The 23,560-nt window shown below is 72.3% G+C and carries 20 protein-coding genes and 1 pseudogene; 1 reads left to right on the forward strand and 20 read right to left on the reverse strand.

What is annotated here, in order from left to right:
• Positions 1 to 219 precede the first annotated feature (219 nt).
• The 12 genes and pseudogenes from ACZ5WG_RS11025 to ACZ5WG_RS11080 all read right to left on the reverse strand — a co-directional run bounded on the left by ACZ5WG_RS11025 (position 220) and on the right by ACZ5WG_RS11080 (position 14,066).
• The gene (locus ACZ5WG_RS11025; protein ID WP_468722201.1) at positions 220 to 567 is read right to left on the reverse strand and encodes a hypothetical protein; all 348 of its coding nucleotides are present in this window, start codon (positions 565 to 567) and stop codon (positions 220 to 222) included.
• Between the two features lie 10 nt (positions 568 to 577).
• A complete protein-coding gene (locus tag ACZ5WG_RS11030; protein WP_468722203.1) occupies positions 578 to 1,336 on the reverse strand; it encodes a hypothetical protein in 759 nt (252 codons plus the stop codon).
• A complete protein-coding gene (locus tag ACZ5WG_RS11035; protein ID WP_468722204.1) occupies positions 1,333 to 3,855 on the reverse strand; it encodes a hypothetical protein in 2,523 nt (840 codons plus the stop codon). Before ACZ5WG_RS11035 ends, ACZ5WG_RS11030 begins: the two co-directional genes overlap by 4 nt.
• Positions 3,852 to 4,301 carry a DUF6507 family protein gene (locus tag ACZ5WG_RS11040; RefSeq protein WP_468722205.1) on the reverse strand — a complete coding sequence of 150 codons (450 nt, stop codon included), beginning with the start codon at positions 4,299 to 4,301 and terminating at the stop codon, positions 3,852 to 3,854. The genes ACZ5WG_RS11035 and ACZ5WG_RS11040 overlap by 4 nt, the downstream gene beginning before the upstream one ends.
• A 71-nt stretch (positions 4,302 to 4,372) precedes the next feature.
• Positions 4,373 to 4,684, reverse strand: a complete 312-nt coding sequence (locus ACZ5WG_RS11045; protein ID WP_468722297.1) for a pore-forming ESAT-6 family protein — start codon at positions 4,682 to 4,684, stop codon at positions 4,373 to 4,375.
• Between the two features lie 54 nt (positions 4,685 to 4,738).
• Positions 4,739 to 5,071 (reverse strand): hypothetical protein, encoded by a 333-nt coding sequence (locus ACZ5WG_RS11050; RefSeq protein WP_468722206.1) that lies wholly within the window; start codon positions 5,069 to 5,071, stop codon positions 4,739 to 4,741.
• Between the two features lie 115 nt (positions 5,072 to 5,186).
• Entirely contained in the window at positions 5,187 to 6,605 is a 1,419-nt protein-coding gene (locus ACZ5WG_RS11055; RefSeq protein WP_468722207.1) for a DUF6177 family protein, read from the reverse strand.
• Between the two features lie 27 nt (positions 6,606 to 6,632).
• Complete coding sequence (gene eccCa, locus ACZ5WG_RS11060) at positions 6,633 to 10,607, reverse strand: type VII secretion protein EccCa (RefSeq protein ID WP_468722208.1); 3,975 nt, start codon at positions 10,605 to 10,607, stop codon at positions 6,633 to 6,635.
• Positions 10,607 to 11,857 carry a MinD/ParA family ATP-binding protein gene (locus tag ACZ5WG_RS11065; RefSeq protein ID WP_468722209.1) on the reverse strand — a complete coding sequence of 417 codons (1,251 nt, stop codon included), beginning with the start codon at positions 11,855 to 11,857 and terminating at the stop codon, positions 10,607 to 10,609. Before ACZ5WG_RS11065 ends, eccCa begins: the two co-directional genes overlap by 1 nt.
• Before the next feature lie 67 nt (positions 11,858 to 11,924).
• Positions 11,925 to 13,280 carry a type VII secretion integral membrane protein EccD gene (gene eccD / locus ACZ5WG_RS11070; RefSeq protein WP_468722210.1) on the reverse strand — a complete coding sequence of 452 codons (1,356 nt, stop codon included), beginning with the start codon at positions 13,278 to 13,280 and terminating at the stop codon, positions 11,925 to 11,927.
• Between the two features lie 198 nt (positions 13,281 to 13,478).
• Positions 13,479 to 13,784: pseudogene (locus ACZ5WG_RS11075) on the reverse strand (hypothetical protein); the annotation flags it as partial.
• 114 nt (positions 13,785 to 13,898) lie between these two features.
• Positions 13,899 to 14,066 (reverse strand): hypothetical protein, encoded by a 168-nt coding sequence (locus ACZ5WG_RS11080; protein WP_468722211.1) that lies wholly within the window; start codon positions 14,064 to 14,066, stop codon positions 13,899 to 13,901.
• A gap of 337 nt (positions 14,067 to 14,403) precedes the next feature.
• Between ACZ5WG_RS11080 and ACZ5WG_RS11085 the strand changes: the two genes are divergently transcribed.
• The gene (locus tag ACZ5WG_RS11085) at positions 14,404 to 15,387 is read left to right on the forward strand and encodes a helix-turn-helix transcriptional regulator (protein ID WP_468722213.1); all 984 of its coding nucleotides are present in this window, start codon (positions 14,404 to 14,406) and stop codon (positions 15,385 to 15,387) included.
• A gap of 15 nt (positions 15,388 to 15,402) precedes the next feature.
• Here ACZ5WG_RS11085 and ACZ5WG_RS11090 read toward each other — a convergent pair whose 3' ends face one another.
• From ACZ5WG_RS11090 to ACZ5WG_RS11125, 8 genes are read right to left on the reverse strand one after another with little or no spacing between them, the layout of a single operon-like run.
• On the reverse strand, positions 15,403 to 15,906 hold the full coding sequence (locus ACZ5WG_RS11090) for a rhodanese-like domain-containing protein (RefSeq protein ID WP_468722215.1): 504 nt from the start codon (positions 15,904 to 15,906) through the stop codon (positions 15,403 to 15,405).
• Positions 15,833 to 16,906: a hypothetical protein gene (locus ACZ5WG_RS11095; protein WP_468722217.1), complete on the reverse strand. Its 1,074-nt coding sequence runs from the start codon at positions 16,904 to 16,906 to the stop codon at positions 15,833 to 15,835. The genes ACZ5WG_RS11090 and ACZ5WG_RS11095 overlap by 74 nt, the downstream gene beginning before the upstream one ends.
• Positions 16,903 to 18,546 carry a methionine--tRNA ligase gene (locus ACZ5WG_RS11100; protein ID WP_468722219.1) on the reverse strand — a complete coding sequence of 548 codons (1,644 nt, stop codon included), beginning with the start codon at positions 18,544 to 18,546 and terminating at the stop codon, positions 16,903 to 16,905. Before ACZ5WG_RS11100 ends, ACZ5WG_RS11095 begins: the two co-directional genes overlap by 4 nt.
• Positions 18,543 to 19,181 (reverse strand): serine O-acetyltransferase EpsC, encoded by a 639-nt coding sequence (epsC, locus tag ACZ5WG_RS11105; RefSeq protein ID WP_468722220.1) that lies wholly within the window; start codon positions 19,179 to 19,181, stop codon positions 18,543 to 18,545. Before epsC ends, ACZ5WG_RS11100 begins: the two co-directional genes overlap by 4 nt.
• A complete protein-coding gene (locus ACZ5WG_RS11110) occupies positions 19,168 to 20,376 on the reverse strand; it encodes an NAD(P)/FAD-dependent oxidoreductase (protein WP_468722222.1) in 1,209 nt (402 codons plus the stop codon). Before ACZ5WG_RS11110 ends, epsC begins: the two co-directional genes overlap by 14 nt.
• Positions 20,373 to 20,813 (reverse strand): cupin domain-containing protein, encoded by a 441-nt coding sequence (locus ACZ5WG_RS11115; protein ID WP_468722223.1) that lies wholly within the window; start codon positions 20,811 to 20,813, stop codon positions 20,373 to 20,375. The genes ACZ5WG_RS11110 and ACZ5WG_RS11115 overlap by 4 nt, the downstream gene beginning before the upstream one ends.
• A gap of 15 nt (positions 20,814 to 20,828) precedes the next feature.
• Positions 20,829 to 22,145 carry a SidA/IucD/PvdA family monooxygenase gene (locus ACZ5WG_RS11120; protein WP_468722225.1) on the reverse strand — a complete coding sequence of 439 codons (1,317 nt, stop codon included), beginning with the start codon at positions 22,143 to 22,145 and terminating at the stop codon, positions 20,829 to 20,831.
• Positions 22,142 to 23,554 carry a diaminobutyrate--2-oxoglutarate transaminase family protein gene (locus ACZ5WG_RS11125; protein WP_468722226.1) on the reverse strand — a complete coding sequence of 471 codons (1,413 nt, stop codon included), beginning with the start codon at positions 23,552 to 23,554 and terminating at the stop codon, positions 22,142 to 22,144. The genes ACZ5WG_RS11120 and ACZ5WG_RS11125 overlap by 4 nt, the downstream gene beginning before the upstream one ends.
• Positions 23,555 to 23,560 lie beyond the last annotated feature (6 nt).

Below are 23,560 nucleotides of genomic sequence, written 5' to 3' on the forward strand. Positions count from 1 at the left end.
AGCGTGCGCATCTCGCGGTTGGTCAGGCACTTCACGGTTCGCTCGTTCGCGCGCGTCGTATGCGTTATTCGCCGGAGTCGGCCTGCCACGCCAAACGCAGAGTGAGTTCCGCATGGGCAGGCATCCGGGTGATCTCGATCGGGAGGCTTGAGAATTCCTTCCTCACGACGTCGGCGGGGTCGATCCAGCGAGTGACACCGTCCCGCCCCGTCACCTCGATCACGTAGCGGGGTATCCACGGGGCGCGCCGGCGTCGTGCGCAACATTCCACTGCGCTCCGTGCTTCTGAATCAGGTAATCGGCGACGTAGGACAGCAGTTCACTGTGCAGCGTGATCCAGTCCGACTGCTCGAAGTCACCCAGCGGGGCCCGGAAGACATAGTCCTGGAGGGCGAGGACGAGACTCAGCGGGTCACGGGTGTAAATCTCGGGCGCCACCCCGAGCATGTCCGCCACCTCAACGATGTTCCGGCGCCCCTCCTCGATCCACCCCTGGAGATCTGGCTCGCTTGCCTCGGTCACACCTGAAACCGACGGATATCCCGTAAACCGCTTCTCGAGCCACATGGGCGGCGCACTACAGGCCAGGTGTGGCCAGGGCCGTCGCGATGAAGTCCGCAGCCTCCATCTCATCCAGCCAGATCAGGCCGAAATCCGCGGCCTTCTCCGCGGCCGCGGGAAGAGCGCCCGTCGGCGCCCAGTGCAGGCTGTCCCGGCTGAACGCCTCGTTGCTCTGGTCACCACGTACGACGCGCTGCCGCAGTAGCGGGCCCCGCCGGTCGGCAGCCATGTAATACGTGATGCGCCCCGCCGCGTCCAACGCGTCGAGCATCGCGCCCTCGAGGGAGCTCAGGTGCGGGGTGCCCAGGTGGCCCCGGAGAGTTCCGGGACGTAGCAGGACACCGGTCAGGTCGAGGAAACCGGCGTTGTCACGGAGGAATTCGCCGCCCCGCTCGTAGAACAGGACGAGGGGCTCGTAGAGTTCGGGCAGGTCCCCGCCGGCCGACGGATTCTGCGCACTGAGCCCGGCCATGCGGACCGCGCCCGCGCAGGTGCGCTTGATGGAGTCGTCTCCGGTCATCTGCCCCAGGAATTCCTGGAGCTCCTTTGCGATTTCCGGGGAAAGCGTGAAGTCCGGATCCACGTAGTCGGCGGCGTCAAAGAAGGGCCACGCGCTCTCGGCCGAGTACGCCTGCGCCCACATGCCCGCCCGCCGGAGATACTCACGCATCAACACACGACGAGACATGACGTGGGCGACGGCGTCGTCCCAGTCACCCGTCCATTCCACCGCGCGCAGGCGCTCCAGCATGGCGGACGATGCCCGGTCGGTCACTTCGCAATTCCCTTCGATCGCAACTCCTGCAGGAGGGCTGCCGTCACCTCGTCGATGTTGGACAGGCCGGGCGCCAGCTCGACCTCAGGAAGGTCGAGCCCCAGCCCGCGCCACTGGGGGAACCCGCCTCGGTTCTCGTTCAGAGCGAGTTCGTGCGCACCGGCGTCGAGGTAGCTTTCGGGCCAGCTGTGATAGTACCCAGACTCGTCCTCGTTGCGGTAATACTCCCAGAGGTGTTCCGCGTCGCGCAGATACGGCAGGCCAGCCTCGAGGAAATGACTCTCCGTGAATTCATGGCCGATATAGCGCTCAAATTTCAGAGCCTCGGCGGGGGTCATGCTGTTCTGAGCAGCCGCCTCCCAGATTTTGGCGATGTCACTTCGAGGCGTGAAATAGCCGCGCCGCGTGACACCCGGCGCCTCGGTCACCACTTGTTCGGTGAGGAAGAAATGGGTCCGGACCCGATCGAGGACCTGCGTACTGATGCCGGTGTGCTCCGAGATGCTCTGGATGTCCAGAGATTCCGGGTTGGCCCGCACCTGGTCGTAGAACCGTGCCGCTGCAACGTGCCCGACCTTGGGCTCCTCGATGTAGCGGGCGCCGTCCGGCCTGGGCTCGGATCCTCCGGGGAGGATCGGGTTGTCCGGGGGCCCACCCGGGCCGTCTCCGTGACCGGGTCCGCTGCCGTCACCGTGGCCGCCGGAAGTGGTGTCACCGTGGCCGCCACCCGCGGACGGGGGTTCGTGGTGGCCACCGCCTGTACCAGAGGCGCCGTCGGTGTGGCCCGTGCCTCCTTGGCCGTCCGTGTGGCCGCCGCCCGTGGTGTGGCCGCCGCCCGTGGTGGGGCCGTCGCCGTGGCCTGCCTGCGGGGTGTTGTCCAAGTGGTTCGTGGGTATGTGGTCGCCCGGGGTCAGGTCCGGGTGGCCCGTCGGAGCGTGGTCCGGGATGTGCAGGGGGTGCGAGGGGTCGCTGCCCAGGCGGATGCCGTTGCCGCCGCGGCCGGCGACGGCGCCGGCCAGCTCGCGTTCCGGGATCTTGGCGGTCGCCGGGGAGTCCACCTTCGGGGCGTCGGCGCGCGGGACGTCCGCGCCCGCGGCAGGCTTGCCCTTCGGGGCGTCTTCCGCGTGCTGGATGATCTCGCCCTTGTGGTTGTAGATGTTGTACTTCGGGTCCATGTACTGGGGCGGGCCGTCGACCGGGAGCTTGACCGTGCCCGGTGGGAGGGCGGTGGTGCCCTCGGGGAGCTTGATGTTGCCGTCCGGGAGCTTGATCGCGCCGTCGGGGACGGCGGAGCCGGCCGGGAGGTGGATCGAGCCGTCCGGGAGGTGGACCGCGCCTTCCGGCAGGGCTGTGGCGCCGTCCACGTTGATCTTCGGGGTTTCGAACTTGCCCGTGCCCCTCAGGCCGGCCATGACGTCGCCGATTTTCGACACGCCGGCGCTCGCGCCCTTGAAGACGTAGGTCATCGGGTCGACGGCCCTGCCCGCCTTGCTCGCGAACGACAGGGCCTTGGCGACCGCGCCCGCCTTGCCCGCGCCGGACACCGCACCGCCGCTGCCGCCCGTGCAGATCGTGGTGACCACGTTGAAGGTGACCGCACCCGCCGCGCGGGAGGGGTTCGAGCCCCACTGGTCCCAGGCCAGCAGCGCCTTGCCGGTCTCCTTCATCGCCGTACGGGATTCACGCAGCCACGAGGGCATCTTGTCGTCCGGGACGGCGAAGAAGAGGGGACCCACACCCGGGATCGAGGTGATCGCCGTAGCGGTGCTGAGTTTGGCCAGTCCCGTCCACGAGGCCTTGAACGTGTCCCAGCCGTCGAGGCCGACCAGGCCGCCGAGTCCCGCGAGGGTGCCGCCTATGCCGTCGACGACGAAGCCCGTGCCGAAGTCCCAGACGTGCTCCCAGATCTGCCAGGCCGGAACGGACTCCTCCACCGCGTCGCCCCACGGTAGGGACTTGGACTGCTTGAGGGCTTCGGCGTCGTAGCCGTACATGCCCTCGCCGTGGGAGCCGTCGTCCTTCTTCAGTCCCGGCTTGCCGACGAGAGCGGCGATCTTGCCGTAGGCGGTCCGCTCCACCTCGTGGAACTGGGCCCATACCGCGGCGATCGCGTTGCGGCGTTCGAGGTTCTGGTCGGTCAGATCGCCGTCCTCGAACCACTTCTCGTCGTCCGCCACCTTCGAGCGAAACGATTCTGCTTCTATCTTCAGCGTCTTCAGCCGGTTCACCAACGGCTCGGCCTCACGCGCGTAGGTGCCCAGCGCCCCCGCGATCGTGCACATGTCCGAGCTGAGCTTCAGCCCCAGGTCCTGGACGGGCTTGGTCGTCGCGAAGAGCTGGTCCGCCTCAGGTGCCTGGTAGAAGGCCTGGAGTCCGCCGAAGCTGGTGTGGACGTCGCTCGCCTTGGTCGAGACCGTGGCCCCGCCCGACGAGATCGCTTTCACCTGCTTGTCCAGCTCTCCCAGGTCGCCCGTGAAGACGGGCACCTCCGCCGGGTCGACCGGCGCATGCCCGCTCACTTCGCGCCTCCCGGCTGTTCGCGCAGAGCCTGCAGGTTGACGGCCCTGGCGGCGTCCTGGGCCGCCTTGGCGTGCTCCAGGTCTCCTTCGAGGTACTCGTTCGTCGCCGTGGCCGCGCCCAGCATGCAGGCCTCGATCCGGTTCACCATCGACGTCAGTTCCGCCTGGCGCTCCTGCATGTACAGACCCAGAGCGGCTGCCACGGGGCCCGTGGCCTTGGTCGACGCCATGAAGGCCTGGCCGGGGGCCGGAGCCGCGCCGGGGGCCAGGGGACCCCGCGGAGTCATTCCCGACGCCGAGCCGGGCACGGCGGTCCCCGCGGCCTGGGCCGCCTGCGCCATGGCGGAGATCAGGGCGTTCAACGCCGTCTCCAGCTCACCGGCGTTACCGCCGACCGTCGTCAACTGTCCTTGTACGCCTTGCGGCTTGATGTCCCACCCGGTCATCAGCGTCCCCCGTGCGCCCCGATGTCCTACGTCGGCGGCTGTTCAGCTCAGCCGCCCGATCCGCCGTCTGTTCAGCCGATGTTGTTGACTGCGGTCTTGGCGCGCGACAGCGTCTGCCGCGCCGTGCCGTCGTTCTTCGCCATCGTCGACTGCAGCAGACGGATGATGTTCTTCACCTCTTCAGAGGCGTTCTTCCAGCGCAGTTCCTTGCCGTGGTACTCGTCCGAGACGCCGTCCGCCTCGAAGTTCGTCATGGCTGCGGCCACCTGCGCGTCACGCGCGGTGATGACCTGCTCCAGCTGGTCGATCACGACCTTGATGTTGCCCTGCGCCTCGGTCGACGCACCCAAGTCGTACGAACGGCGGTCCTGGCCACTGGCCATCATCATCACGCTCCCCGTGAGATCGAAAATCCTGAACTGGCCCTGCAGTACGCGTCAGCGGCCTCGGAAGCGCGCGGCGTCGAAGTTTGCTGATGCCATCTGTGTCTTCGCGTTCTCGCCGTGCTCCTGGTCGCCCGACGCGAAGGCCCGCTCCATCCCCGACTGACCGCCGAGGATGGCGGACAGCGAGGCGTTCAGTTCCTTGGTGATGGCGTCCGCCCGCTCCTTGAACGAGTCGAAGGCGACCTTGCCCTGGCCGTTGAACTTGCCTTCGAGCGGCTGCGCTGCGTTGATCAGCTGCTGGATCAGCGTCCCCAGGTCCGTACTCGAATTACGCGACTTGGACATCAGGCTCGTCAGAACCTGCGCCCCCATGTCGAACTTCATCTCGCTCCCCCGCACACTAGAACGACCAAAAGTATGCCTGTTTCTATCGAGTTGCGTCGCTCGTGCAACGCGCAACCGGCAAGCTGTGACGAACACATGACATCGGCCGGCTCCCTCACGCGCCCTTCAAGTGCCGCATCAGTCGCTCGAAGTCGGCCCATCCCGACAGGTCCGACGGGTCCCCGGGCAGCGGGTAGTAGTACGCGGGACGGGCCTTCGGCCCCAGTGCTACGGGCGGCTCGGACAGCGGCGTCCTCCGCGCGCGGTCGTCCGGCATGGCCCGTACCTCCTCCGCGCCGAGCACGAACGCCAGCGGCACTCCCGGCCCCTCGAAACGCGGAGGAACCGTCAGGCCGCGTTCCGCCCTGCGGAGTTGTACGAGCATCGACTGGAGGCGGTGGCGGGTGACGAGCGCCTCGGCCGTCCCCTGTATGCGGTCCAGCGGCGGCTCCTCGTCCGCGCCGTAGCCGAAGGCCAGCGTCACGGTCTCCTCGACCCCCGCCTTCGTACGGCTGATCCGCACGGTGGCCAGACCGGGGCGCTCCGGACCGCCGACCACCACGAACCACGTCGGCTCGGGGGCCCGCGCGAAGGCCACATCGGTCAGACGGCCCGGCGACCAGGGGAGGTTGGCGGGTTCTGCGGTCCCCCATCCGGCCGGCGGCTCGCCGGTCAGTTCGCGCCACACCGTCTCCAGGGCGCCGCCGAGGACCAGCCGGTCGTCCGCTGGGTGGACCGTACGGAAGGTGATGGCCAGCTGCCGCTCGCCCGTGTTCACGGCCTGCCGGTACGAGGCCGCCACAGGGGTGCGCGGGTCTTCCTCGGTGGCGTCCGCGGGCACCACCGTGGCGAACATGCCTTCCTGCCACCGCAGCACCGCGCCGGACAGGCCGTCGTAATAGCCGTCCCGCTCGTCCTGGACGATCCACCGCGAGGGCCAGCCCGGCATGGCGCCGAGCACCGCCGGGGAGAGCCTCGTACCGGGCGGGGTGACGATCTGCAGCCCGCGCTCGGCCGCGGCGGCGGCCCGGAAGGCGTCGGAGAGCCAGGCCGTCATGGCGACGACCGGGCGGTCCATGATGACGACGGCGACCTTGTCGGTCAGCACGTCGACGGCGGGCTGCGCCGCGGCGGGGGTGGGCGCGACGCTGACCCCGTCCGTCTCCACCACACCCAGCGAGCGCGTGGCCTCCGGCGGCCAGGCGGTCCCGCCGGACAGCAATGCGAGACGGGCCGCGAAGGTACCCGCGAGCCGTTCGGCCTCGGGGACACCGGTGGTGGCACGGGCCTCGGTCCACCAGAAGGGGACCGGTGGCGCGGTGGCCCCGAGCAGCCGCTCGGCCTCGCCGGCGACCTGGACCAGCAGCGGCGCCTCGACCGAGACGAGCGGGCGGCCCTGCTCGTCGCAGAGCTGTACGACCGCCCCTTCGCCCGTCGCGTTCACCAGCTTGTCGGGCCCCCCGGAGAGCAGGCCCACGATCACGGCCCAGGCCTCGGGCATCCGCTGGGTGAGGGCTATGACGTCCTTGGTCATGTGGTCGTACGGTCCTTCACGGTGTCGTCATTCGGGGGTGTGCACGGTCTGGATCAGGCGGTTCGACTGGCCCCTGCGGATCAGCACGCCACGCCCGGCCGGCTGCTGGGCGGCGTACACACCGGGGAACAGCTGGCCCTCGCCGCGGTCCCCCGCCATCACCACCGCCGAGGCCCCCGACTCGCGCAGGCCCTGCACCAGGGGCTCGTACATGCCGCGCGAGGCGCCGGCGACGCGGCGGGTCAGGACGAAGTGCAGGCCGATGTCGACCGCCGACGGGATGTACGGAACGAACGCGGCGAGCGGCGACTGCCCGGCCGTGGTGAGCACGTCGTAGTCGTCGACGAGGACCACGATCCGCGGGCCGCCTCCCCAGCTTCCGGGCTCCAGGTCCTCCAGCGAGGTGCTGTCGTCGGGCAGCCGCCGTTCCAGCTCGGTGGCGATGCCCGCGGCCAGTCCGGCGCACATCTTGGTGTTGTAGGCGTAGCCGCCGTTGAACTCCTCGGGCACCACACCGCGCAGGCTGCGCCTTGGATCCATGATCGCGAAGACCAGCTCGTCCTCGCCGTACCTCTCGACGAGGCCGCCGGCGATCGTCTTCAGCAGGTTCGTCTTGCCGCACTCGCTGTCGCCCATGACCAGGAGGTGCTGGTCGTGGGCGAACAGGTCGAGCATGACGGGGGCCAGAGCCGTCTGGTCCAGGCCGATCGGCACCCGCCGGGGCTCGGCGACCGGCCCGGGCAGCAGGTGCGGCTCCAGGACGTGCGGCAGTACCCGGACCGGCTGGGCGGTCTCCCCGCTCCAGGTGGCGCGCACCGTTCGGGCGGTGCGCTCCAGGACCGAGCCGAGCTCGGAGGTGTCGGCCAGCCCGTCCGTACGGGGCAGGGCGACCTGCGCGAAGAGCCTGCCGTCGGTCAGGACACGGCCCGGCTCGTCGGCCGACAGGGTCTCGGCGAGCTTTCGTTCGATGCTGGATTCGCCGGGGTCGTTGAGGCGCAGCTCGACCCGGGTGCCGAAGTTCGACTGGGTGGCGATGCGGACGTCGTTCCAGCGGAGCATGGCCGCGACGACGTGGATGCCGTATCCGCTGCCGCGCTTGAGGATGTCGACGACGGCGTCGTCGAGTTCCTCGAAGTCGTCGCGCAGCGCGCCGAAGCCGTCGATCACGAGGACGATCTCGGCGGACGCCAGCTGGGGCAGCCTGCCCGCCGCGTGCAGGGTGCGCAGCTGCTCGACGGAGTCGATGCCGTGGTCGCGGAACAGCTCCTCGCGGGCGGCGAGCATGTTCCGCACCTCTTCCACGGTGCGGGCGGCGCGCTCGCGGTCCGCACGGCCCGCGATGCCGCCGACGTGCGGCAGCCCGGCCAGGGCCTGCAGGCCGCCGCCGACCAGGTCGAGACCGTAGACGCCGACTTCCTGCGGTGTGTGGGTCAGGGCCAGCGAGAGGACCAGGGTGCGCAGCAGGGTCGTCTTGCCCGACTGCGGTCCGCCGATGACGGCGGCGTGGCCGCCCGCCACGGTGAGGTCGAGGTACCACTCGCCCTGCCATTGCTTCGTCGGGTCGTCGAGCAGGCCCAGCGGCACCATCAGCCGGCCGCGCCGCTTGGCCAGCTGCATTCCGCGCGGTCCGACGTCGAGCGGGCCGGCGACGGCGTCGAGCGGGATCGCATCGGGCAGCGGCGGCAGCCAGATCCGGCGGACCGGCGGCGCGGCGTGCTCCAGCTGCCCGACGATGACGCCCAGCTCGGTCGGCCCGGTCTCGCGGCGGCGTGCGGCGCTCTCCTGAGGGGTCTGGCCGTCCGGTGTGGACAGGGTGTTGAAGGCTTCGTACTCCAGGGCGAGCGGTCCGCTGTCCTCGTCCTCGGTGCGCTGGACCGGGCCGCGGTAGGCGCCGGAGACGTAGCTCGCCTTGAAGCGCTCGTAGTGGCTGGTGTCGACCTTGAGGAAGCCGAAGCCGGGAAGCGGCGGCAGGTGGAAGGCGTCCGAGGTGTCCAGGACGGTACGGGACTCGTCGGCGGAGAAGGTGCGCAGACCCAGCCGGTAGGAGAGGTAGGTGTCCAGGCCCTTGAGCTTGCCGCCCTCGATGCGCTGGCTGGACAGCAGCAGGTGCACGCCGATGGAGCGGCCGATCCGCCCGATCGACAGGAACAGGTCGATGAAGTCGGGCTTGGCGGTGAGGAGCTCGCCGAACTCGTCGATGACGACGAACAGATGAGGCAGCGGCTCCAGATCGGGCCGCCGGTCGGCGCGCAGCGCCGCGTAGTCACCGATGTCGGCGACGTTGCCCGCGTCCTTGAGGACCTGCTGGCGGCGCTTGACCTCGCCCGCGAGGGAGGCGTGGACGCGTTCGACGAGACCGGCCTGGTTCTCCAGGTTGGTGATGACACCGGCGACGTGCGGCAGGTCCGCGAACGGGGCGAAGGTCGCACCGCCCTTGTAGTCGACGAGGACGAGGGCCAGGTCCTCCGGCGGATGCGTCGCCACCAGGGCGAGTACGAGGGTGCGCAGGAGCTCCGACTTGCCGGAGCCGGTGGCGCCGACGCACAGGCCGTGCGGGCCCATTCCGAGCTCGGAGGACTCCTTCAGGTCGAGCAGGACCGGCTCGCGGGAGTCGCTGATGCCGATCGGGACGCGCAGGTACGCACGTTCGCCGCGCGGCGCCCACAGGCTCTGCAGGTCGAGCCGGGCCACGTCGTCGATGCCGAGCAGGTCCGCGAAGTCGACCGGTCCGGAGAGCGGGGCGTCGATGAGGGACTCGGCGGACAGCCGCAGCGGGGCGAGCATCCGGGCCAGGCCCTCGGCGAAGGGGATGCCGGCCTCGTCGACGGTGCCGTGGGCGCTGACCGGCTCGGCCTCGCGCAGGTCCTCGATGAGGACCTGCGCGCCGTCGACGGTGATCCGTACGCCGACGTGGCCGGGCTCCTGGATCCGCTGCTCGAGGAGGTGCAGGACGGTGACGCCCATCTCGCGCAGGCCGACCGCATCGTCGGGGCGGGGCAGTTCGACGGCGTCCTCGCCGTGCCCGTCGGCGACGACGAGCAGGCGTGACGTCATGGTCAGGGCGTCCTTGCCGGACAGGCCGCGGCGCACCTCGGCCGCGTAGGAGGCGCGGCGGCGCAGTTCGGGGCCGAGCCGGTGGGCGAGCTGCTCCGGGGACGGGGCGATGCGCCGGGCGGCGACGGGGCCGTCGAGCTGCTCGGTGTCGAGCAGGTGCGGCATCCACTTCGCCCACTCCCAGTCGGCGAGCCGCTCGCCCGGCACGGCGAGAGCGATGGCCACGTCGTCGGGCGCGTGCATGGCGGCGGTCTGCACGAGCAGGGCGCGGGCGACCCGCAGGCAGTCCTCGCGGGGGCCGACGACGCTGATGTTGCCGATGCGGTCGAGCGGCACGGTGAGCGGGAGTTCGGTGCCGGTACGGAAGCGGGCGGTCAGGGACGACGCCTCGTTGAGCATGAAGCGGTCCGGCGGGGTCAGCACCGAGGAGCCCTGCTGGCCGATCTTGAGGTCCCGTACGGGCATTTCGCCGGTGCCGACGCGCACCCGAAGGAAATCGGCATCGACGCGGCGCCGCTCCCACAGCCGGGCCGGGTCGCGGACGATGTCGTAGAGCGCGTACGGAGGCGGGTTGAGCACGTCCGCGTGCTGGGCCCGCTCGCGCTCCTCGGCGGCGAGCTCCTCGCGCAGGTCCTCCAGGTAGGCGAGGTAGGCCTCCCGCTGGACACGACGGGTGCGCTGGGCCTTGCCGCGCTGTGAGAGGACGAGCCCGAGGGAACCGACGACGGTGACGACGAGGATCAGCGCGCCCAGTGCGGCGAACTGGCTGTTGCGGACGACGGTCATCATCACGACGGACGACATCACGCCGGCCACCGGCAGCAGGGACATCGCGATGTTGCCCGCCTTGCCCTCGGGGAGGTTGGGCGGGGCCTCGATGAGGCGTGCCTCGGGGGCGGCGGGGGGCCTGACGGTTCTGGCCGGCCGGTGGATCAGTCGGGTACTCATCAGTGGCGCTTCTGGGAGAGCTGGAAGACGTCCGCGGCGATCCGGGTGGCGGCCGTCCTCGTCGCGTGGGCGAGCAGGTCGGGCCGGATGGTGCCGCCGTCCGCCAGATGGCGGTCGTACGGCAGGACGTGGACGCTCGTCCCGGTGGACCGGAGCGTGCGCACCGCCTCGTCGAGGTCGATTCCCGGGTTCGGTGCCTGCTCGGTGAGGACGACGACCGTGCCTCCGATCACGTGCGCGGGCAGGCTCTGCATCCACTGGAGGACCGCGTGGGTGCTGGCCACACCGGCGAGGGTGGCGGGAGTGGCCAGCACACGGGCCTGGGCGGCGGAAAGCGCGACCCGGGCGACCTCGGCGGGCAGCGTCTCGCAGTCGACGACCGTCACACCGAAGTAGCGGCGCAGCGCGACCATGGCCCGCTCGTACGCGCGGGTGTCGAGCATGGCGCCGATCTGGCCCCGGCTGCCGGGCAGCAGCCAGGCGTTGTCGTGGAGCTGGACGAGGTAGCCGGTTACGTCGAGCAGCGACATCTGCGGTGCGACGATGTCCGCGACGTCACCGGTGGTCCAGCGCAGGCCTTCGGCGCCGAGCCGGACGGGCAGCGAGCCGAGGGCCGGGTCGGCCTCGACGAAGAGGACGGGGTCCTGGCGGTAGTGCGCGTACGTGGTGCCGAGCAGGGCCGCGACGGTCGACTTGCCGGCGCCGCCCCGGATGGAGGTGACGGCGATCTGGCGGCCGGTCGTCACGGGCTGCTGGAGCAATTCCGCGGTCCGGGTGGCCTCGGCGACCTCGCGGGACGCGGATGAGGAAACGATTCGCCACAGTGCGCGGCCGGCGCGGGCGGCGAACGGCTCACCGCTGCGGGGCTTACGACCCACAGCGGCCAGGCTCCGGTCGACCGCCGGCCGGGCGTCGGGGGTCGACCGTACGGCGGCCTGCGGATGCCGCGCGCGCTGCCCGCCGCCGGACTGCTGCGGCGGTACCTGGCCCTGGTACGGATGACCGGGGGCGGAGCCTGCCGCCGGCCCGGTGGGTACGGCTGCGCCCTGCGGCGGTCCGCCGGGGCCTGCGGCGGGCACCGGGACCTCGCCGCCGGGCGGCGGCGCGGGCACCGGGACCTCGCCGCCGGGCGGCGGGAAGCCCTGACCCGGAGCCCGGCCGGCGGGTACGGCTGCGTCCCGCGCGGGCGGCTCGGCGCCACCCCTGAGGTCGCGCAGGACATCGCCCTGCCAGTTGTCTCCGTTCGGCATGTCCCTCTGCCCCTGCCCCTCTACTACTGACGACCTGCTGCCCCGCCCGGAGCGCCTGCGCGTTGACTCAGAACTTGTCGAGCAACTGCCCGTAGACGCCGAACACCCCGATGGCCAGCGGGAACAGTCCCACCATGCCAACGGATTCGACGAGGTCGGCCATGCGCCGCAGCCGTACCTGGACATGCTCGGGGGGCTGCACCGCGAGCGCGGCCAGCGGCAGCAGCGCGGCCACGCACAGCACGGCCAGCGCCCCGGCGCCGCCGTCGTGCCCGATCCACAGCACGACGAGGCGTACCAGGAGCACGGCCGAAGCGGCGAGCAGCGCGACGACCTCGGCGACCAGCGGGAAGGCCCGGGCCCTCGACAGGAGGACGACGGCGACGAGCGACGGCAGGGCCACGGTCCACACGGTCGGGTTCGCGGCCGTCGTCAGCAGCCAGCCCGCGGCCGCCGCGGACAGCGCGGTGGTGATCGTCGCCAGCGCGAGCCCGCGGTGCGTGGCGGCGAGCGCGTTGCCCACGTCATGCCGGCTGACCGAGGCTCCGCCGGAGCGGCGGTCGTCCAGCGCGGTGAGCCCGGATGCCATCAGGGCGAGCCGTGGCAGCAGGCCGAGAAGGACCACCGAGACGAGGGCCATGAGGGCGCCGAGCCGGGTCGGCTCGTCCTGGAGCACGGCGGCGACTTCCCAGCCGGCGGTGATCACGGCGACGGCCCCGGCCCCGATGAGACCGCCGCGGCCGAGCGGGGAGCAGTAGCCGAGCAGGACGAGTGTCACGACCAGCGCGCCGGCAACGGCCGCGAGCCGCACGATCCCCGACCAGTGGTAAGCGTCGGCGGCGGTCCACGCGGTGAGGATGCCGAGGCTGCCGGAGGCGAGCAGCAGCGCGGTGGCCAGGCCGCGGTTGCCCTGCCCGACCCGGGCCATGAGCGCACCGGCCGCCAGCAGTACGAGCGTCACCACCAGCAGGGCGCCGGCCAGGGTGCCGAGTGCGAACTCGCGCCGGGCGAGCAGCGCGGCGGTCACCGCGAAGACGACGGTCGCGACGCCCGCGCTGCCCCTGCGGGCGGCCGGACGCCAGCGCCAGGCCTGCAGGTCGAGGTCGTCGGCCACCAGGTCGGTGACGTCGTGGACGACGGGGGCGGGCGGCGCGGAGTGGGTCCTGACGAGCCGCAGTACGGCGCCGTCGGCTATCCCGGCCGCGGCCAGCGTGCTGTCCTGGGGAAGCGCGGAGCCGTCCGAGGTCATCAGCTGACGCGTCAGGGGCCGCGCGGCGGCGCGGTCGTCGAGCAGCTGCAGGATGTCCGGGAGCAGCTGCCCGATCGGCGTGTCGGAGGGCAGGACCATGTCGGCCCGGCGCCGCTCCCCGACCAGGGTCACCCGGCTCAGTTGCGCCCGGGAAGTCTTTGCTGTGCTCACCACTTGCAGGAACCTATCATCGCGGCGTTCCGGACTCGTCGGTTCAAGTCCGGGTCCCTACGGTGTGGTCGGCGCGCTCGGCGACGTCGACTTGGCCGGCTTGGGCGACTTCGAGGCCTGCGGAGCCTTCGACTTCGGCCCCTTCGAAGGGTCGGCCGACGTGGACGGGCCGGGCGGTGTGGAGGGACCGGGTGACTTGGCCGGGCCGGATTCCTTGCCCGTGCCGGGCGACTTGGACGGCACCGTGGACGGTTGGAAAAGTCCCTGTTGCTGCTGTTGCTGCTTCTGCTGCTCAGCCTTCTGCTTCGCCAGCGTGGCCTGGATGAAGGACCACCCGACGCAACCCGCGCACAGTACGGCCGCGATGGCGATGCCCGCGAACACCTTCCCGAGCCGCTCGTCCGCCGTCCGCCGCACCCTCTGTGCGCCGAACAGCAGGGCGTCACGCAGTCTGTGGCGTCGTACCGCCACAGACTCCAACAGCTGACTGTCGTAGTCCCGTGCCATTCGCCGCCCGTCGCCTCCCCCGAGTTTTGCCTGTGCAACATAGAACATCAGGCGACTCGGAGCACAACCGGAAGGCCCGGCGCAAGCCGCGCGCCGGGCGGGGCGGTTCGGGTTCTACGACCAGCCCGGCTCGAGCGGGGCGGCCAGGGGGAGGGCCGGGGCGGGGGTGCCTGCCGCGGTTGCGGGGGCGAGTTCGCGGGCCTGGCCGGCGGTGCTCGTGCCGATCACGGCGATCAGGGCGGCGGCGGTGACGGTGATGAGGGTGACGAGCTTGCGACGCATGATGGGGAAGCCTCTTATCGAGCCGGTGGGGTCAGGGGTGGTTGGCCGGATCTCTCGTTCCGGCGTGCCGCCATCGTGCCGAGCCGGGCAGGGCCGTGTCGCGCGTTTCCGCTGGCACAAAGCGCTCTGACATATCCGTGCCAGCCGGCCGGTTTTCCGGTCCGGGCGGCCTCCGGACACCCGCCCGCCGTGTCCGCGTGATGGACGGTGTTTGTGCGGCCGCTGGCTGGTGGGGACAATCCGGGATGCAAGATCGGCCCTCGGAGGGCCGCGTACCGCCAGCGTTGTCGGTCCACAGCTGTGATGCCGCTCCGAACCGCGAGCTGGGGGGCTCCCTTTGTTGGTTTCTCTTGGGCTGACAGAGCGTTCAGACGCGCTCTACCGCCTCATCCTCCGACGGCCGGATATCGCCGTCGCCGATGTCGCCGCGGAACTCGCGCGGTCCGAGGACGACGTACGCGCGGACCTGGAGGAGCTGACCCGCCTCTCCCTCCTCGCGCCGTCCTGGCGGACCGACGGGCGGCTGCGGGCGGTGAACCCGAAGGCCGCGCTCGATTCGCTGCTCGCGCACCAGCAGGCGGAGATCGCCCAGCGCCACCGCGCTCTCGCCGAGAGCCAGGCCGCGGCCAGTGCGCTGCTGTCGCAGTACGCCGAACTGCACCCGGCCCAGCCCGCGCACGAGGCCGAGCGGTTCCTCGGCGTCGAAGCGGTCCGGGCCAAGCTGAGCGAGATGTCGGCCCGGACCCGCCGCGAGTCGATCAGCTTCCATCCCGGTGGGCCGGTGCCCGCCGAGCAGTTCAAGGCCAGCGAGCCGCTGACCGAGGACCTCATCGCCCGCGGCGTGAAGATCCGGACCATCTACCAGGACGCCATCCGCAACGACGCCGGCAGCCTCGAGCACGCGCGCTGGCTGACCGAGCGGGGCGGCGAGGTGCGGACCGTACCCTCGCTGCCGATGCGGATGGTCATCACCGACCGGGAGTTCGCGCTGATGCCGATCGATCCGGCGGACAGTGCGCTGGGCGCGGTGCTGCTGCGGGAGCCGGGCGCGGTCGCCGCCTTCTGCGCGCTGTTCGACTCGGTGTGGGAGACGGCCACCCCGTTCGGCGAGCCGCCCCGGCGCAGCCTCGACGACCCCGGCTCGCAGCCGCGCGAGCTGCTGCGCCTGCTGGCCCAGGGCTACACCGACGAGGCCGCCGCGCGCCGGCTGGGCATCTCCCTGCGCAGCGAGCGGCGGCTCATCTCCGAGCTGATGGAGAAGCTGGACGCGCAGAGCCGTTTCCAGCTCGGGCAGCGGGCCGTCGAAGAGGGCCTGTTGTAAGCGGGCCCTCCCCGCTCAGCAGCCGCAGGCCGCGCCTGCCGCGACGGGGGCCGTCAGCGGGTCCGGCGGCGACTGGCGGATGCCGGCGGAGTCCTCGACCGGGAAGCCCTCCCGCGACCAGTACTCGAAGCCGCCCAGCATCTCCTTGACCCGGTACCCGGCTCCGGCGAAGGCGTACGCCGCCCGCGTCGCGCCGTTGCAGCCGGGGCCCCAGCAGTACGTGACGACGACACTGCCCGGCGGCACCAGCTCGGCGGCCCGGGCCGGGATCTCGTCCGTGGGCAGGTGCACGGCGCCGGGGATGTGACCCTGCGCCCAGGCCTCGGCGCTGCGGCTGTCGACGAGGACGAAGCCCCCGGCGGCGGACTCCACGTCCGCGTGCACGTCGGCGACGTCGGCCTCGAAGGTGAACCGGCGGTGGAAGTGGGCCGCGGCGGTCGCCGGATCAGCCGGCGGGACGCGCAGCACCTTCGAGGACGCGGTCACGGTCCGAGCCGGCTGCCGAGTGGTCGTGGTCATGATCGATGGGCTCCTGAGGACGGGGGCGGCGTACGGCCGCCACGGCGATGAGGGTGTAGAGGGCCGCGGTGGCTGCACCGGGGCCGATGAGCAGGACGGGCAGGTCCCAGCGGGCGGCCCCGCCGAGGACGAGGACGCCGAGGGCGACCAGAGCCGCGGCCACCACGCCGCCGCGCCGGGTCCGGCCGGTGAGCTCGGTCCAACGGGCGGCGGTGGCCAGGAGGTTGGTACGGCAGTACGTCCAGCAGAGCGCGGCGGAGCCGAGCCCCAGGGCGGCCACCGCGGCCGGGGGCGGCGCCGAAGCGGCCGGCGGCGGACCCAGGAGTACGGAGTACAGCGCGGCCGCCAGCGCGATCCCGAGCAGGGTTCCGCCCAGCGCCCGCCGCCGCGCCGCGGCGGGGACCGCCCCTTCGAGGCCGACCCAGCCGAACAGCAGGGGCACGGCCACCAGGAGCGCGGCCCAGCCCGCCCGGTCCCCGGTCCCCGGTCCGGGCAGCGGCCCGCCGAGCGCCCGCCAGGCGACGGCCAGCGCCAGCACCGCGGCCAGCCGCAGCCGCCGCCCCGCCGGGGACAGCCCCCGCGGGGCGGACCACGCGTACGCGGCCGCGCTGCACAGCACCCCGGCGGCGACCGCGTACGCCCGCCACCCGGAGTCGCCGAGCGCGAACTCGGCGGCCCCCAGCGCCACTCCCGCCTGCCCGGTGGCGAAGCCGCCGAAGTAGAGCGCGGTGGCCGCCCGGGCCGGTCCCGGGCCGAGCCGGTCCCGTACGAAGGCCACGGGCCCGGAGTCCGCCGTACCGCCGGCGGCGGCGACCAGCAGGCACCAGCCGGCCAGCACCCCCGCCACCGCGACCCCGGTCCAGGGGCCGGGCTGCGGGGCGAGGGCCGCCGGGAGCAGCAGGGCTCCGGCCCCGAGGACCGCACCCAGCGCCTGCGCCGAGCCGGCGGTCCAGCCGCCGCCGGCCCCCGGAGCCGCAGCCGGCGCCTGACCCGGGGTCACGACAACTCGTGGAAGAACAGCGGGGTGGCGGTCGGCAGCGTCGTACCCTCCGCCAGGAGCCGTCCCTCCACGCCGGTCCAGACGGGCATCCGCGTGCCGAGGTCCACCGGCAGGCCCAGGTGCCCGGCGAGGAAGGCGGACCAGCCCGGCATCAGCGGCGCCGCGGTGACCGCGACCGCCGCCAGCAGCTCCAGGTGCGCGGCGAGCCGGCCGGCGTACCCCTCGCGGGGCCCGGCGGCCCGCAGCAGGGCGAGTTCCCGCAGGTCGGCATCGGCCCGCTCGATCACGGTGGCCAGGGTGTCGGCGGCGCGCTGCGGGGAGAAGGCCTCGGCGCCGAGGGCGTCGGCGATCCGCTGCGGCAGCGCGGCGCGTTCGGCGGCCAGCGGGCCGTCCGCGGGCCCGGCGGCCGGTACGACGGAGTCGAAGTCCTGGCCGAGCAGGTCCAGTACGGTGTCGGTCCACCGCTCCAGGCCGCCGGCGAGGACGGTGCTGAGGGTGTCGGCGAACTCCTTCATGGAGAAGTTGTTCTGCGCCCGCTCCGGCCCGGTCAGGCACAGGTGGAAGCGCAGGGCGTCCGCGTTGACCCGGCGCAGGAACTCGCCGCCCCAGATGGCGTGGCCGCGGCTGGTGGAGAACTTGTCGCCCTCCAGCCGGTAGAACTCGTTGATGACCACCTGTGCGGGCAGGGTCAGTTCACCCTGGGCGAGCAGCAGCGCCGGCCACAGGACGGCGTGCGAGAAGGAGCAGTCGAAGCCGATGAAGTTGACGATCCGGGTCTCGGGGTCGGTCCACAGCCGCTCCCACTCGGAGCGGTCTCCGTTCGCCTCGGCGACCCGCGCGGTGCCGGCCGCGTAGCCCCAGATGCCGCTGAACCAGGTGTCGAGGATGTGGCCCTCCCAGCCGGGCAGCGGGACCGGGATGCCGTAGTCCGCCTCGCGGCTGATCGCGGTGTCGGGCAGGGCCCGCTCGAACAGGCCGTCCAGGTACGAGATCAGCCGGGGCCGCCACTCGGCCTTGGCCTGCGCGTCGGCGTAGTACGCCTGGAGGCGCTCGCGGTAGTGCTCCAGCGGGAAGACGATGCGGCGCATGGTCTTCGTCTCGGGGGCGTTCCAGCAGGCGGTGCAGCGGGGGGCGGCGAGCCCGGCCGGGTCCTGCGGCAGCCCGCAGGCTTCGCAGTACACGCCGTCGGAGGGCTCGGCGCAGAACTGGCACTCGCCGCGCACCTCGGCCTCGTACAGGTACCGGTCGCAGGGCGCGCAGTGGAAGACGGGCAGCTCCTGTACCTCGAGGGCGCCGGACTCCCACAGTTCGAGGAAGAAGCGCTGGACGAACTCGGTGTGGGCGGAGTCGGTGAGCGGGCGGGTGAACCAGTCGTGGTGCATGGCCCCCAGCGACAGGGTCTCCTCCATGCGGTCGCCGAACAGCTTCGCGGTCGGGTACGCCGTGGAGCCGATCTCGGCGGCCCGGCGCGGTACGTAGCAGGAGTGCTCGTCGGAGTAGCCCACGTAGCGGACGTCGTGGCCGCGCTGGCGCAGGTGGCGCGTCAGGACGTCGGCGCCGAGGAAGGGGCCGGAGAGGTGGCCGAGGTGGAGGTCGCCGTTCGGGTTCGGCGGGGCACTGGTGACGACGTAGGAGGTCATGATGCGTGGGTTCCTTCGGGGACGATCAGGGCGGAGGAGTCGAGGGGGGCCGCGGTGTCGAGCGGCGGCAGCGCGGCGGAGGCGGCGGCGACGACCCGGCTGCGCGGCGGCAGGTCGTCGAGGACGACCGAGTGCGCGCCGATGCGGGAATCGGCGCCGATGGTCACCGGGCCGAGGACGCTGGCCCCGGTGCCGATGACGACGCGGTCGCCGACGACGGGGTGGCGGCGGGACCCGGAGGGGCGGCGCAGGTCCTTCCACCAGCCCACCGAGCCGAGCGTGACCTGGTGGTAGAGCATCACGTCGTCGCCGATCCGGACGGTCTCGCCGATGACGACGGCGGTGCCGTGGTCGACGAAGAACCGGCGGCCGATACGCGCCCCGGGGTGGATCTCGATGCCGGAGACGGCGCGGGCCAGCAGGGACAGGGCGCGGGCGGACACGCGGTGGCCGCGGCCCCACAGCCAGTGCGCGACCCGGTAGGTCCACAGGGCGTGGATGTGCGGGTAGAGCAGCACCTCGGCGCGGGACGTGGCGGCCGGGTCCTTGGCGAGGACGGTCTGCACGTCCTCGCGCAGCACCTCCCGCAGCGGGCGCCGCACCTCCTCCTCCAGGCCCGTCTCACATGTGGTCATACGGCGCCTCCGGACGGATCGGGCGGCCCGCGAGGAAGCGCTGCGGACGGTACGGCTTCAGCAGTTCCTGCACGGCCTTGCCGGGGACGGCCCCGCCTTCGACGATCTCCTTGGCGGCGAGCTCGGCCACGGCGGGCGCCAGCTTGAAGCCGCCGCCGCTGAAGCCGAGGGCCAGGTAGAGGCCGTCGGGGCCGGCCGCGCCCACGACCGGGCGCTTGTCGGGGGTGTAGCCGTCGAGGCCGGAGCGGGTGCCCGCGAGGGGGGCGGTGGCGGCGGCCGGGACCCGGTTCGCGATGGCGGCGATCGCGGCCTCCAGCTCGGCCTCGGTCAGCGGCTCGACGTCGCGGCCCAGTTCGGTGTCGGGCTTGCTGGGGACGCCGAAGTAGAAGCGGTCGAGGCCGTCGGGCCGGAAGTAGCTGCCGGTGGTGTCGTCGATGCAGGTCGGTACGGAGGACGCCGACCCGCGCCGGCCGGCACCCGGCAGCTCGGCCTGGGCCAGCCCGATCCGGCGCGCGGTGACGGGGATGTGGATGCCGAGGTGCTCGGCGGGGGCGGAGCCCCAGGCGCCGCCGGCGAGGACGACGAGCGGGGCGTCGATGCGGCCGATGGAGGTGAGGACGCCGGTGACGGTGCCCGCGGTCTCCAGCACCTTCCTGGCCCGGATGCCCTCGGAGGGGGAGACCCCGAGCCGGTACGCGGCGGTGAGCAGCGCCGCGGAGGCGGCCATCGGATCGGCGTAGCCGCCCTCGGGCTCGTAAGCGGCGAGGGCCACGTCGTCGGTCCGCAGGCCGGGGTAGATCTCCTTCAGTTCGGCGGCGTCGATGACCTCGACCCGGCGGTATCCGGCGGCCTCGCCCGCGGCGGCGGCGTTGTAGCGCAGGTCGTCGGCGTGGTTCTCTCCGACGATCATGACGAATCCGGTGCGGCGGTAGCCGCAGTCGCCGCCGATGACGTCCGACCACTGCTCGAAGACGGGGAGGCTGCGGGCGGCGAGCCGGGTGTCGGCGACGGCCGTGTGGTGCAGCCGCAGCAGTCCGCCGGAGCGGGAGGTGGCGCCCTGGGCGTTGACCCGGCCCTGGTCGCACAGGACGATCCGGCCGATGCCGGCGAGGGCGAGCTGGTGCGCGATGGCCGCGCCGATCACCCCGCCGCCGACGACGATGGCGTCGGCGTGCGCGTGGACGATGGGACTCATGCCCCCACCGTCCGGTCCGCCGCACCCGCGCCCGTACCGGCGCCCGGGTCCGTGATGCCGAACTCGGCGGCCCACTTGGCGCGGTCCCGGGCCACGGCGTCCGAGCCGCCCCACCAGACGGTGACGAAGCGCAGCCGGACGTCGCCGTCGTTGGTCAGGTCGTGGTCCTGGAACGGGGTGATGAACACGGTCTCGCCGGCGCGGACCCGGCGGGTCTCCGCGCCGATCCGCATCACTCCACTGCCCTCGACGATGAAGAACATCTCGTTCTCGTCGTGGTCGTGCGGGGTGGAGGTGGCGCCGGGCGCCACGTCGACCCAGGCGCCGCCCCAGTTGGGCTCCTCGACGGCCTCCGGCCAGGGGAAGATCCGCCGGCCGCTGACGTTGTACGGCTCCTCGAAGACCATGTCGTCCTCGTGGGCGGTGAAGATGTGCATCGCGTACGGGTCCAATCAGGCGGCGACGGGCTGGCGCAGGCGGGCGCGCAGGTCGCGGTGGATGGTGTCGGCCTTGGCGGCCATCTGGCTGAAGGAGGTGGCGCTGCCGATGCCGTGCCGCCACTCGGTGAGCCCGTCGAGGTAGATCCCGACCTCGCAGTCGTCGGTGGTACGGGCCCGGTAGGCGCGGGTGACCTCGGGGCGGCCCTGCGCGTCGAGGCGCAGGTGGGGGACGAACGCGGCGAGCTGGCGGGGGAGGGCGGCCTCGCGGTAGCCGGTGCAGACGATCACCGCGTCGGCCTCGATCAGCCCGCTCCCGCCGGTGAACACCTCTGCGGTGCGCAGCAGCACCCGCCCGTCCGGGGCCTCGTCGACGGCGGTGACCTCGGTGCGCTTGTGCATGTGCAGGCGCTGCCGGCCGGTGAACCGGTCCTGGTAGACCGCCTGGTAGAGGGCGGTGGAGACGTCGGGGTCCACGGCGGCGTAGTTGGTGGCCCGGGCCTGCTCCAGGGCGCGTTCGCGCTGCTCCCCTTCGAGACCGTAGAAGTAGTCGGTCTCGTCGGGGAAGTACACCTCGTTGCTGAAGTGGCCGAGCTCGTACATCCGGAAGCCCGCGTGGCGGACCACCGAGTGGATCTCGGCGTCCGGGTGCTGTGCGGCCAGGTGCAGGACGATCTCGCCCGCGGTCTGCCCGGCTCCGATGACCGCGATGCTGCGCAGCGGCCGGTCGCCGAGGGCGGCCAGGGCCGGCAGCAGCTTCGAGGCGTGGAAGACGCGCTCGCCCAGGTGCGGGCGCAGCAGCTGCGGTACGTACGCCTCGTGGCCGGTGGCCAGCGCGATGTTACGGCCCTCCACGCTGTGCAGGGAGCCGTCGCGGGTGTCGCGCGACAGGACTCGGGCGGTGCGGACGCGGCCGTCGGCGCCGGTGACGGGCTCGACGCTCAGCACCTCGCGGTGGTAGTCGACGGCGCCGCGGACCTGGCCGGCGGCCCACTGCACGTAGTCCGACCACTCCAGGCGGCTGACGTATCCGCCCATCAGCGTGAACGGGTAGAAACGGCCGCTCTGCTGGAGGTAGTGGGAGAAGGTGAAGCGGGAGCGGGCGTCTCGCGGAGTGGCGAAGTCGCGCAGGAAGTGGTGCTGGATGTCGGTGCCGGGCAGCACCAGGTTGGGCTGCCACGCGGAGTCGGCGGCCTTCTCCAGGTAGCGGGCGGCCAGCGGGGCCGCGCCGGTGGCGTCGTCGTGGTCCTCGACGGCGGCGGCGAGTGCGATCCCGGAGGGGCCGAACCCCGCCACCACCAGGTCCTGGACGGAGGTGTCGGGCGTCGTCACCGGGCACCGCCCGTCGGCAGGCCGAGCGCGGCCAGGGCGGCGGTCAGGGACTCGCGGATGATCCGGCCGGCCTGGTCGATCTCCCGGGCCGAGCAGTTCAGCGGCGGCAGCATGCGCACGACGCAGTCGTCGCGGCCGCCGAGCTCGATGATCAGGCCGCGGCTGACGGCCTCCCACTGCACCCGCTTGGCGAGCCGGTCGGCGGGCAGCCCGCTCTGCGGGTCGGTCAGCTCGACCCCGGTCATCAGGCCGAGGCCGCGCACGTCGGCCACGTACGGGGTGAGCTCGCGCAGCCCCTGGAGGTGGACCATCAGCTGGTCGGCGCGGGCCCGGACGTTCTCCAGGACGCGCTCGCGCTGTACGACCTTCATGGTGGCGACGCCGGCGGCGAACGCGGGCTGGTTGCCGCGGAAGGTGCCGGAGTGGGCGCCGGGCTTCCAGACGTCCAGCTTCTCGTCGTAGAGGATCACGGAGGCCGGCAGGCCCATGCCGGACAGGGCCTTGGAGGCGCATACGACGTCGGGCTCGATGCCGTACTGCTCGAAGGCGAACCAGGTGCCGGTGCGGCCGCAGCCGCTCTGCACCTCGTCGACGATGAGCGGGATGCCCAGGCGCCGGGTGACCTCGCGGATCCGCTGGACGAACTCGACCTCGGCCGGGATGACCCCGCCCTCGCCCTGCACCAGCTCCATGATCACGGCGGCGGGCAGGGTGATTCCGCCGTTGACGTCGGTCAGCGCCTTCTCGAGGAACGCGGCGCAGTTGACCTGGCAGCTGTCCCGCTTGAGGCCGAGCGGGCAGTTGTGGCAGTTGGAGTACGGGAAGAAGTGCACGCCCGGCATCCGGCCGCGGACCGGCTCCTTCTGCTCGACGAGGCCGGTGACGCTCAGCGCGGCCAGGGTCGCCCCGTGGAACCCGCCCTGGAAGGTGATGATCTCCTCGCGGCCGGTGGCCGTCTTGCACAGCTTGAGGGCGGCGTCGACGGCGTTGGCGCCGGTCGGCCCGCAGAAGTGGATCCGGGTGCGCTCCCGCATCGGCTCCGGCAGCATCCCGATGGTCAGGTCGGTGAACTCGTCCTTGACCGGGGTGGGGAAGTCCAGGCCGTGCACGAACTCGTCGAGCTGGCGGTGCGCGGCGGCGAGCGGCTCGGGGTGGTTGTGGCCCAGGGACAGCACCCCGGCGCCGCTGAGGAAGTCGAGGAAGACGTTCCCGTCGAGGTCCTCCACGTAGGAGCCCTTGCCGCGGCGGATCGCCATCGGCAGTTTGCGCGGGTAGGAGCGGGAGTTGGACTCCCGGCCGGCCTGGCGGTCCAGCAGCTCGGCGCTGCGCGGGCCGGGCAGCGGGCCGGTGATCACGGGGGCGCTGTAGACGCGCGGGGCCGAGACCGGGGTGTCGATCGTGGCGGTCATGGGAAA

This window comes from Streptomyces sp. NPDC032745 (assembly GCF_055579465.1).